Raw genomic sequence first — 7,318 nt, forward strand, 5'->3', positions numbered from 1 at the left:
ATCAACAGATGATATGCGACAACTGAAAAAAGAATACCAAGAATGCGGCGGCCAAGAGCTGGCCGCTGTCTGCGCCCGCATCGCCTTGGACACCAAGGCGGAAGAGCTGATCGTGCTTGATGTGCGCGGCCAATCCTCCTTCACCGATTATTTCGTCATCATGAGCGGCCGCTCGACCCGCCATGTGCAGGCGTTGGCGGAGACCATCGAGGCGGAGCTGAACTCCAAGCGGGTGAGCAGCCAGCACGCCGAGGGTCTGCAAGAGGGCCTCTGGGTGCTGCTCGACTTTGGCGACGCGGTGGTGCATATTTTTTACAAAGAGCAGCGGGCGTTCTATGACCTCGAAGGCTTGTGGCACGATGCGCCCCGCTTGGATTTGAAAGAGGATTTGGGCGTTGCCGAGCCGGAGGAAGAAGAATGATAGCAGCAGGACGGCCTGTGGTCTTGGCGATTCTCGACGGCTGGGGCGTGGCTCCGGCTTCTCCGACTAACGCGGTGGCTATGGCCCTGACTCCGAATATGGACAGATGGGCCGCCGAGTATCCTTGCACCACGCTGACTGCGCACAACGGCGCGGTCGGCTTGCCGGAAGGACAGATGGGCAACTCCGAGGTTGGCCATCTCAACATCGGCGCGGGCCGGGTGGTCTATCAGGACTACACCCGCATCAGCCGGGCCATTGCGCTGGGAGAATTTTCCAAGAATCCCGCCCTAACAGCGGTGCTCGACAAGGCGCAGGCCGCTGGCAGCCGGGTGCATTTCTGCGGCCTGCTCTCGGATGGCGGCGTGCATTCGCATCTCAGCCACTTGGCTGCGCTGCTGGAAATGGCCGCAGCCCGCAAGATCGAGGCCAAGATTCACTGCTTCATGGACGGGCGCGACACACCGCCGAGCAGCGGCGCGGATTACATGCGGCAGCTCTTGGCAATTATCAAGCAAACTGGCTGCGGCCAGGTGGCAACGGTCTCTGGCCGCTACTGGGCGATGGACAGAGACACGCGCTGGGATCGGGTCGAGAAGGCGTGGCGGGCGATGGTCGGCGGGCAAGGTTTGTCTGCAAGCGACCCGCTGCAAGCGGTAGAAGCGGCCTATGCTCGCGGGGAAACCGACGAGTTCATTCAGCCGACCGTGCTGGACAAGGCAGGCCGGATTGAGGACGGCGATGCGGTGGTTTTCTTCAACTTCCGCGCCGACCGAGTGCGCGAGCTGTGCCACGCCTTCCTTGATGCCGACTTCAAGGGCTTCGATGTCAGCGGCAGACCCAAGTTGCTCGAATTGGTGACGATGACGGAATACGAGGCGGAGTTCCCGTTCCCGGTTGCTTTTCCGCCGCAGAACCTCAGCCGCATTCTTGGCGAAGAGGTGAGCAAGGCCGGGCTGCGCCAGCTGCGCATTGCCGAGACCGAGAAATACGCGCATGTCACCTATTTCTTCAACGGCGGGCGCGAGGAGCCGTTCCCCGGCGAAGAGCGCATTCTGGTCGAATCGCCCCGCGACGTGGCCACCTACGACCTCAAGCCGTCAATGAGTGCGAACGAAGTCACCGACCGCCTGCTGGAGGCTTTGGCCGAACCCAGCCATGAGCTGATCATCCTCAATTTTGCCAACAGCGACATGGTTGGCCATACCGGAGTCTTGGCAGCGGCAGTGCGGGCCTGCGGGACTGTTGACCGCTGCCTTGGCCGCATCGCCAAGCGGCTGCACGAGCTGGGCGGCATCCTTGTCGTCACCGCCGACCACGGCAACGCCGAAATGATGGTCAACCCGGAGACTGGCGGGCCGCACACCGCGCACACCCTCAACCCGGTGCCTTTCATCCTCGTCAGCGACAAGCACAAAGGCCGCAGCCTGAAGAGCGGCGGCGCGCTGAAGGACATTGCCCCGACTTTGATGCACCTGCTGGGGCTGGAGCAGCCGGTGGATATGGAAGGGGAAAATTTGATCGCACAATAACGGAGGGAGCAGGACTGCTTGGTGACAAAAAATGCCTTTCGAGAATCTGCTGAACATCTCAGTCAAGAAAGATTGTGTTGACTATCTTGCTGCGTTGCTCACCCCGACTATCGCTGTCGCTGGGCTGTATATTGCTTTCAACCAAAGACGGATAGAGGAAGCGCGGCTCAGGCATGAACTGTTTGAGAGGCGTTATAAACAGTTTGATGCCGTTGTAAAATTTGTATTCTCAACCACTTATCTAAGCATTGAAGCTGATGAAGAATGTGAATGTAGGCCGTTTGAGGCTAGCAATAAGCTTCGCGCTGAAATTGCTGGAATGCAATTTATCTTTTCTCCAGATATAGATGAGTATGTCAATACTCATATCGTTGAGCTACACCTAGAGATACAACATCTTCGCGCAGAAAGGAACAGGATGGAGCCTAGGGAAGAACGCCTAAAGAATGCAAAAAGGCAAACTGAATTCAAGAACAACTTGAGAAAGAACTTGGAGATATTTCACGAAAAGACTCTGAACTACATGCAGCTTCAGCAGTCATCTTTCTCTGCAAGAGAGCGTCTTAATAACTTGGCAGCTCTTTTCGAGAAAATAAAGAGAGCGGCAGACTAGATCTCCTGCATAAGTCAAAAAAAAGGATTTACAGTAAGGAGCAAGCAGGTTGAAGTGAAGTTCAAATAAGCAAGAGAAGAGTACAGATCATTTGCAAAGGAGTTCTCCTAGGCAAAAGAGGAGTTCGGCTTGGCCAAACTGCTTTCCTGGTGAGTAACAAAGGAGTTTGGCCGACTAAAACTCCTTTCCTAGTCGGTAGGATTCCTTTGCGGCTCACCAAAACTCCTTTGGTACTCGGTAAGACTCCTTTTCTGCCGACTACAACTTCTTGCCAAGTCGGCAGAACTCCTCTTTTGCCGAGGAGAACTGCTTGGCAAAAGAGCAAGAAAGGAATATTAACTCAAGGCTATGTAAAAAACATCGCAACAGATGAAACCGGTTCGCTCTCCGCTGCAACCTGATTGTTGACTCCTGCAAGAAGTCTAATAATTTTACGTTCATAACAGACTCTAATCTGCCCAGTTGTCCTAGCAAAATAAAAAAGGAGTTAACCTGGTAAAGGCCAACTCCTTGAATTTTCTGGTGGGCTGTGAAGGATTCGAACCTTCGACCAATTGATTAAGAGTCAATTTATTCACACCTTCACTTGCTTTCTCACACCTTCACGTCTCTCTTGATTATCTATTGACTTTCAGCCTGTTGACTGCTATCTTATGTTCATAAGAAATCATCTGCCCCCACCTGTCATAACGCAAAAAATGGGGGCAGGATGGGGGCAAAAAAGTCATGTCGCAATATCAGAGCACGAAATTTCCGGGGGGTGCGCACAAGGGAACACGCCACCCGCAAGCATGGAATCAAGCCCGACCGTTATTTTTTAATCCGCTATCAGGCGGACGGCAAGCGGAAAGAAGAGGGGCTGGGCTGGGCAAGCGAAGGCTGGACGGCTGAAAAAGCGGCTCTGAAACTGGCGGAGCTGAAGCAGGCCGCCAAGACGGGACAAGGAGAGACAAGGCTTTCTGGAAAAAGGGAGGCTAAAAGAAAATTCGAGCAAGCAGCATGGGCGCAACAGCAGGAAGAAGAGCGCAAGGCAGTCACCTACAGCATCTATTTCAGCAGGCACTATCTCCCCGAACAGACAAAGAAGGAATCAACACTGAAGCCGGAAAGAATCCTGCATGAAAAATGGATACTCCCAGCCATAGTGCAGGTGCCTGTTGCCAAGCTGGAAGAGCAGCATATCAGAAAGATTATCCAATCTATGAGCAGCGCAGGCAAATCCGCCCGGACGGTTCAATATGCGCTGGCTGCGGTGAGAATGGTGGTCGGCCATGCTGTCAAAAATGGCTACTACAGCGGCCTGAATCCTGTGACTCAGCTTGCCAGACAGGAGAGGCCCAAGGTTGAGAACCGGCGGCTGCGTTTCTTCTCTCATGCTGAAGCTGAGAAGCTGCTGAAGCTGTTGAAGGAGAGAAGCCGGAATGTGCATGACATGACGCTGCTCTCTTTGCATTGCGGCCTGCGGGCCGGGGAAATATTCGGGCTGGAATGGCGCAGGGTTGATCTTGTCCACAGGCAGGTGGTGCTGACAGAGACCAAATCAGGCAAAGACAGAGTGGTACCGATGACTGGCGCGGTTCATGCTATGTTCGAGGAACGCGCCCGGAGCGGCGGCGATGCCTTGGTTTTCCCAGACGGCGGCAGGCGGAAGAGCATGAGCAAAACCTTTGGCCGGGTGGTGGATGAGCTGGGGCTGAATGCCGGGGTCAGCGATGCGAAAAGCAGGCTGGTGTTTCATTCCTGCCGCCACACCTGCGCGTCTTGGCTGGTGCAGCCGCTGATCACGGTGAAAGAGATACTGGGGCACTCCACCATTGCCTTGACGGAACGTTACAGCCACCTTGCCCCGGATGGAACGCAGGCGGCCTTGCGGGTGATGATGGAGCAGGCGGCAGGCTTTACAGCAGGGACGGCCTGAAGCCGCTTTCGGAAAACACCATGCTCTATGCCCTGTACCGCATGAGCTACCATTCAAAAGCCACTGTGCATGGCTTCCGGGCGGTCTTCTCCACTATGGCGAACGAGAAAGGCTTTGACGGCGACGTGATTGAAAAGGCCCTTGCCCATGAGCAGCGCAACAAGGTGCGAGCCGCCTATCATAGAAGCAAATATTTGGAGCAGCGGCGCGAGTTGATGCAATGGCGGGGAAATCTATTGCAGGAGATGGAATATGCCCAATCTTCCACGGAACAGATGTGCTGATACTCAATCAAAGAGGGGCTTCCTTCCTTGTCCCGGAGGGACAGCCGATAACAGCCCCGTGATGTATCGCGGGGCATGAATGCAGAAGCTGGGCAGGGTGCTAACTATTAATCATTTTTCTTCTTATTATCTGTATCATTTTTCTTCCTATGTATTGTGACTCTTCCGTCTGGTATGCTACGGAAGGATCCTTCACCGTGGGAAGAACGACTTCGTGTATGAATGTCAGGGGAAGGGCGATGATATCTACAGAATAGTCCTCCATCTTCAGCATTCCTATTACATTTGATACATTTTCTTATTTGCTCAGACATAGTTAGATACCCCATATTTTAATTGATGTATAAACGACAAAACATAAAATTGACAAAACTAACAGAAGCTGCGAAGCCAGCAAGCTTTTTGCTTTTTCCTTATTAGCGGAACGAATATTTGAATTTACGTCCTTCCAAAGGATATTCCGCTCAGATAAATAACGAGACGATATATCAGAAGATATATCGTCAAGATTCAATAGACCTTCAACTACCTCTCCTAATTGCTCGCCGTAAGGAGCTTTATAAACGTCACGAAGCCTCTGTGCACACAATGCTGAAACAACACTGAGAACGAGCAAAATTACAGAAATTGTAAGCAAATATTGCTCATAGCGTTCAACAGGCTTCGAAAGCTTATGAATAAAAGCAAACATTGCTGCTAAAAAAATTCCAGATACTGTTATGACCCCTTGCGCTTTTCCCTCCAAATTTTTCCATACTTCAAAAAGTTCTTGATATTCTTTCTGATAGCCTTCTAGAGCATCACGTAACAGTTCATTTTTATACTCCATTGCGTTGATTCTCCTTATAATTGAAATTCGACAAAATAAGTTGAGAATGCAAATAGAGATCAGTGAGAGCAAAGCACCCCCCGCCCTGCCGGTTCCCCTGCACACGCCCCATCGCATTCGTACCATGCAAATGCGTGCATTTCAGCAGCCGGACAAGGTTATTCTCTGTTTACTCTGCTCTTTCCTCAATGTCAAAGGATAAAAGGAGGGCGGCAGCATGAGTCTGGCGGAAAACACAGGTGGGAAGCAGGAGCGTATTTCCTTCACCCTGTTCACCAAAGACAAGGGCATTCTGACCAAGCGCATGAAGCTGGCGGACGGCGAGCTTGTCAAAGATGCCTCTGAATGCCGGATGAGCAAGGGGCGGGCGGAAACAGTCACCCTTGCTCCGGCGCAGTTTGGAGCCTTCCTGCAAGGACTGAAGCAAAACCAAGCCATAGCGCACGGCATCTGCCGCCACAGCAAGGCCCTGATTTTTGCCTCGACCGTCTGAAAAACAGCATGGGTTTTGCAGAGTCAAAAGGCTGCCATTTTGACATGCGAAAGGGATCCCTTTTGATTCTCAAGCAACCTGCATTTATCAAGGTGTGCGGTTGTCTCTTTTGATAAAGAACAACCTGTTGTTGTCAGGATGTCAGCCATGCCTGTCGCATACTATGACGGCGCGCCGGTGGACAGAATCCGGGCTATGGACGGGGCCAGCAGCCTGCGCGGGCGGCGGCTGGCTGTGCATCTGATGATGCAGGACAAGGTGGGGCTGGAGTTCTTCAGCAATCCCATTCTGCGGGATCAGGGCCTTGGCTCCCGGATGCTGGCCGCATGGCCGACAAGCACGGCGGGCGGCAGGGCATACAGCGCGGTCAATGTCCTTGAGACAGTAGGAGTGCAACGTCTTCATGAGCGTATCGAGGCTTTGCTTGCCCACAGCAACAAGCAGGAATTGCAGCCGCCTGCAATGACTTTGAGCCATGAGGCAAAGCAGGCATGGGTGGAATTCTACAATCAGGTTGAGGCGGAAACAGGCCCGAAGCAGACCCTTGAGCCGGTGCGCGGGCTGTGACGAACAAGGCGGCGGAACACGCGGCCCGGATAGCTGGCACAGTGCAGCTCTTTGAAGACCCGGCAGCAGTTAAGGTTGAGGCTTGGGCCATGCAGTATGGCGTTGAAGCTATGGCATGGTATCTGGATGAGGCCCTGCGGATTTGCGGCGCATCTGCTGGATGCGGAAAGGGTGCTGCGCTGGATTCATGAGAGCGGGCTGAAGACAGCCGCCTTGCCGGACATGTACCGGTGCGCTCGGCAGGAACGGCGCGAAAGGCGGTGGAGACGCTGAAGGCGCACAACCACCTGCTGGAGCCGCAGCTTGCGGCAGGAGAGAAAAAGCCTGCTGTCACCTGCCAGAGCGGAAATAAAAGCCGCGAATGGTGGGAGGTTCACCCGGAATCAGACAGCAGCTTTTTGGCGGACTGATTCTTTTGCAGAGGCAAAAACGCTGCTAAAGTCGCTAAACCTGCTAACGTTGCTGATATTGCTAAATATCTGCTTGCTAACCTTTTGCTATAGCTGTAGCGATATAAAAAGATCATATTATATCGTTCTGAAAAAGCTCCTCAACCGAGCATCGATATTTTTTTCTGAGAGCTTTTGCCTGCGCCCATTTATGCTCAATCGGATTAAGATCAGGAGAGTAAGGTGGCAGGAATTCAAGTTCATGTCCACAT

General features: G+C 53.0%; 11 protein-coding genes. 9 read left to right on the top strand and 2 right to left on the bottom strand.

What is annotated here, in order from left to right; translation table 11 throughout:
- The first annotated feature begins 13 nt into the window (after positions 1-13).
- The 5 genes from rsfS (at position 14) to ACNKIB_RS10945 (ending at position 4,768) form a co-directional block, all read left to right on the top strand.
- Complete coding sequence (rsfS, locus tag ACNKIB_RS10925) at positions 14-421, top strand: ribosome silencing factor (protein ID WP_417910589.1); 408 nt, start codon at positions 14-16, stop codon at positions 419-421.
- On the top strand, positions 418-1,953 hold the full coding sequence (gene gpmI / locus ACNKIB_RS10930; RefSeq protein WP_417910590.1) for a 2,3-bisphosphoglycerate-independent phosphoglycerate mutase: 1,536 nt from the start codon (positions 418-420) through the stop codon (positions 1,951-1,953). The genes rsfS and gpmI overlap by 4 nt, the downstream gene beginning before the upstream one ends.
- A gap of 31 nt (positions 1,954-1,984) precedes the next feature.
- On the top strand, positions 1,985-2,566 hold the full coding sequence (locus ACNKIB_RS10935; protein WP_417910591.1) for a hypothetical protein: 582 nt from the start codon (positions 1,985-1,987) through the stop codon (positions 2,564-2,566).
- Positions 2,567-3,326: 760 nt separating this feature from the next.
- On the top strand, positions 3,327-4,484 hold the full coding sequence (locus ACNKIB_RS10940; RefSeq protein ID WP_417910592.1) for a tyrosine-type recombinase/integrase: 1,158 nt from the start codon (positions 3,327-3,329) through the stop codon (positions 4,482-4,484).
- Between the two features lie 20 nt (positions 4,485-4,504).
- Positions 4,505-4,768: a tyrosine-type recombinase/integrase gene (locus ACNKIB_RS10945; protein WP_417910593.1), complete on the top strand. Its 264-nt coding sequence runs from the start codon at positions 4,505-4,507 to the stop codon at positions 4,766-4,768.
- A gap of 316 nt (positions 4,769-5,084) precedes the next feature.
- On the opposite strand, the gene ACNKIB_RS10950 is transcribed toward ACNKIB_RS10945, so the two are convergent.
- A complete protein-coding gene (locus ACNKIB_RS10950) occupies positions 5,085-5,597 on the bottom strand; it encodes a hypothetical protein (RefSeq protein WP_417910594.1) in 513 nt (170 codons plus the stop codon).
- 217 nt (positions 5,598-5,814) lie between these two features.
- Between ACNKIB_RS10950 and ACNKIB_RS10955 the strand changes: the two genes are divergently transcribed.
- From ACNKIB_RS10955 to ACNKIB_RS10970, 4 genes are all read left to right on the top strand, one after another.
- Complete coding sequence (locus tag ACNKIB_RS10955; protein ID WP_417910595.1) at positions 5,815-6,090, top strand: hypothetical protein; 276 nt, start codon at positions 5,815-5,817, stop codon at positions 6,088-6,090.
- A 147-nt stretch (positions 6,091-6,237) separates the two neighbouring features.
- Complete coding sequence (locus ACNKIB_RS10960) at positions 6,238-6,657, top strand: DUF3987 domain-containing protein (RefSeq protein ID WP_417910596.1); 420 nt, start codon at positions 6,238-6,240, stop codon at positions 6,655-6,657.
- Positions 6,654-6,848: a DUF3987 domain-containing protein gene (locus tag ACNKIB_RS10965; RefSeq protein WP_417910597.1), complete on the top strand. Its 195-nt coding sequence runs from the start codon at positions 6,654-6,656 to the stop codon at positions 6,846-6,848. Before ACNKIB_RS10960 ends, ACNKIB_RS10965 begins: the two co-directional genes overlap by 4 nt.
- Before the next feature lie 39 nt (positions 6,849-6,887).
- Positions 6,888-7,067, top strand: a complete 180-nt coding sequence (locus tag ACNKIB_RS10970; RefSeq protein WP_417910598.1) for a hypothetical protein — start codon at positions 6,888-6,890, stop codon at positions 7,065-7,067.
- Between the two features lie 112 nt (positions 7,068-7,179).
- Here the strand turns inward: ACNKIB_RS10970 and ACNKIB_RS10975 are convergent.
- Positions 7,180-7,318, bottom strand: a 139-nt coding sequence (locus ACNKIB_RS10975) for a transposase (RefSeq protein ID WP_417910599.1), incomplete at its 5' end; no start/stop codon positions are given.

Origin of the sequence: Candidatus Electronema sp. PJ, assembly GCF_048287395.1 — a bacterium.
Lineage (GTDB): Bacteria > Desulfobacterota > Desulfobulbia > Desulfobulbales > Desulfobulbaceae > Electronema.